General features: G+C 50.0%; 1 protein-coding gene. It reads right to left on the bottom strand.

Features of this window, described 5'->3' with window-relative positions; genetic code table 11:
* On the bottom strand, window positions 1-202 hold a 202-nt coding region (locus LRP50_RS25675), incomplete at both ends, for a calcium-binding protein (RefSeq protein WP_420791253.1).

Below are 202 nucleotides of genomic sequence, written 5' to 3'. Positions count from 1 at the left end.
TAACACATCGTGGCCGTCTTGACCGTAAAGGGCATCGTTGCCGTTACCACCTTCAAGACGGTCATTACCCCACTCACCATAGAGTTTGTCGTCGTTATTCCCACCATCTAGATGATCGTTGCCATGACCGCCAACTAAGGTGTCATTACCGTCTTCGCCATACAGGGCATCGTTATCGTTACCACCATGGAGGTAGTCGTTA

The sequence above is a fragment of the Enterovibrio gelatinilyticus genome, from assembly GCF_028683095.1.
GTDB lineage: Bacteria > Pseudomonadota > Gammaproteobacteria > Enterobacterales > Vibrionaceae > Enterovibrio > Enterovibrio gelatinilyticus.
Note: the sequence above shows the minus strand (reverse complement) of the source record. Positions and strands in the feature narration are given on the sequence as shown.